Annotated in this window: 1 protein-coding gene and 1 pseudogene; both read right to left on the reverse strand. The window is 66.3% G+C overall.

The window, feature by feature from the left end; translation table 11 throughout:
* Positions 1-63 precede the first annotated feature (63 nt).
* Complete coding sequence (locus J7E68_RS18330; RefSeq protein WP_215174978.1) at positions 64-2,544, reverse strand: RNA helicase; 2,481 nt, start codon at positions 2,542-2,544, stop codon at positions 64-66.
* Positions 2,541-2,764, reverse strand: a pseudogene (locus J7E68_RS18335) (twin-arginine translocase subunit TatC); the annotation flags it as partial. The pseudogene J7E68_RS18335 and the gene J7E68_RS18330, both read right to left, overlap by 4 nt.

Raw genomic sequence — 2,764 nt, forward strand, 5'->3', positions numbered from 1 at the left:
CGGGCAGGGCGAGAGAGGGCGGCAGAAGGGGGCGCGGCGGCGCGCGGGGTTCGTGCATCCTTCCTATTCGCACATCGAGGAATAGGCGACGATGCCGCGGCGGACACCGTCGAGCGCGACACGGGCGTTGCGCGCCAGCGCACCGTCTTCGGCGACGATCGAGAGCTGATCGAGCAGGTCGATCGTCTGCTTGGCCCAGCGCACGAAATCGCCCGCCGCCATGTCGGCGTCGACGAGGACGCGATCGAGCATCCCTCCCCGTGCCCAGGAGTGCATCGCCCCGGCGAGCCCCGCAGACAGCGGCTCGGATCCCGGCAGATGGTGATCCTTCTCGAGATCGTCGAGCTCTGCCCACAGTGTGGTGGTCTTCTCGTACGCTGCGCGGAATGCCCCGCGCGGAAGATCGCGCTCCCCTGCGTTCGCCTCGTCGCGACGCGGCTCGTAGACGAGACAGCAGGCCATCGCAGCGAGCGACGGAGCATCGAGCTTGTTCCACAGCCCCTGTCGCAGCGATTCCGCGACCAGAAGGTCTCGCTCGCCGTAGATGCGACGCATCGTCCGCCCCGCCTCTGTGAGGATGGTCTCGTCGTCATCCCGATGGAGGTAGTCGAGCGTCTCGAGCACTTCGACCACGCGATCGAAGACTCGCGCGACAGTGCCCGTACGGGTCTCGATCTGACGGCGGGTGCGGTCGGTCTGCCGCTTGAGCTTCCAGTAGCGTTCCGCCCAGCGGGCGTGTACTTCGCGGTCAGGACAACGGTGGCAGCCGTGACGCTGCATGCGGGTGCGCAGACCCTGGATCTGCTTCATGCGCTTGTCGCGAGACGCACGGGGAGCGTTCGAGTCCTGTCGGTTCTTCTTCTCGAGGTCGCTGAGTTCCCTGCGGATCGAGGCATAGTCCAAGAAGTCGCCGTGCTCACACACCATCGCCGCCTTGTAGCCCTCGAGCGATTCCTCGGCTTCTCGCACCTGGCGAGCGAGACCGACGACCGCCCTGTCGGCCTGGAACTGCGCGAAGGACGACTCGAGGATCTGACGCGCGCGAGGCTTGCCGAACAGGTCGATGAGGTTGACGGCCATGTTGTACGTCGGACGGAAGCTCGAGTTGAGCGGATACGTGCGGCGCGAAGCGAGTGCGGCGACGGCCTGCGGGTCCATGCCCTCGGTCCACTGCACGACGGCGTGGCCTTCGACGTCGATGCCCCTGCGCCCCGCCCGCCCTGTCAGCTGGGTGTACTCCCCCGAGGTGATGGCCACTCGGGCTTCGCCGTTGAACTTCTCCATCTTCTCGAGCACGACGGTGCGCGCGGGCATGTTGATGCCCAGCGCCAGTGTCTCGGTCGCGAAGACGACCTTCACGAGCTTGCGCTTGAAGAGGTCCTCCACGACCTCCTTGAAGGCCGGCAGCAGCCCCGCGTGATGCGCGGCCACTCCGCGTTCGAGATTCTCGAGCCAGTCCCAGTAGCCCAGGACCCCGAGATCCTCGTCCTGCAGCGACCGAGTGCGGTCTTCGACGATGGCGCGGATCTCGGCGCGCTCCTCTGTCGATGTGAGACGCACCCCGGACCTTCGGACCTGCTGAACGGCTGCATCGCAGCCGACACGGCTGAAGATGAAGAAGATCGCGGGCAGCAGGTTCGCCTGCTCGAGCAGTCGCACCACGTCGGGGCGGTCCATGCGCTCGATCCGCCGAACGTTCGCCGCTCGGACGGGACGTCGGCCACCCCTCGGAGGACGCTGAGCCTGCCGTCCCGCGTGACGGTTGCTGCGATACTCCTGCGCCGAGCGATTGTTCTCGTAGTTCGAACCGGTGAACGACCGGATCCGCATCAGCTCCTGATTGACCTGGGCGGTCGCGATCCCCGCCCGATCATCGAACAGCGGCAGCAGGTCGTCGCGCACGAGCACATGCTGCTCGAGCGGTACGGGCCGGATCTCGGAGACGATCACCTCGGTGCCGCCGCGCACGGTGTCGAGCCAGTCGCCGAATTCCTCGGCGTTCGACACGGTGGCACTCAGAGACACCAGCCGCACGTGCTGCGGCAGGTGGATGATCACCTCTTCCCACACGGCTCCGCGGAACCGGTCGGCGAGATAGTGCACCTCGTCCATCACCACGTAGCGAAGGTCGCGCAGCGCCGCGGAATCGGCATAGATCATGTTGCGCAGCACCTCGGTCGTCATGACGACGATGCGGGCGTTGCCGTTGATGTTCGTGTCGCCCGTCAGCAGACCGACGTCGTCCGCCCCGTACACGTCGACGAGCTCGCGGAACTTCTGGTTCGAGAGCGCCTTCATGGGCGTCGTGTAGAACGCCTTGTCACGAGGGGTCTGCATCGCGAGGTGTATCGCGAACTCGCCGACGATGGTCTTACCCGCACCGGTGGGTGCGGCGACCAGCACGCTCTGATCATCTTCGAGCGCGTGGCAGCCCTCGATCTGGAACGGGTCGAGCTCGAACTTCTGCTTCGCGGCGAACGAGACCGTCTCGGGATGGCCGGCCGCCTCGCGCGCTGCCGCGTACCTCTCGGACGGCGAGCTCATGCGCTCACGGGTTCGATGCCGGCGGCGGCATCGCGCTTGCGCTTGCGGCGGTCGAAGAGCATCGAGATGAATGTCGCGGCGAAGTACAGCACGATAATCGATCCCATCAGAAGCAGAATCGAGAAGACGTCAGCAGGACGGGTCGTGACGGCGGCGAAGATCGTGCAGACGAGGATCGCGACGCGCCATCCCGTCAGGGCCCCCCCGCACGAGACGCTGC

It is taken from the genome of Microbacterium sp. ISL-103 (genome assembly GCF_018613995.1).
Taxonomy (GTDB): Bacteria; Actinomycetota; Actinomycetes; order Actinomycetales; family Microbacteriaceae; genus Microbacterium.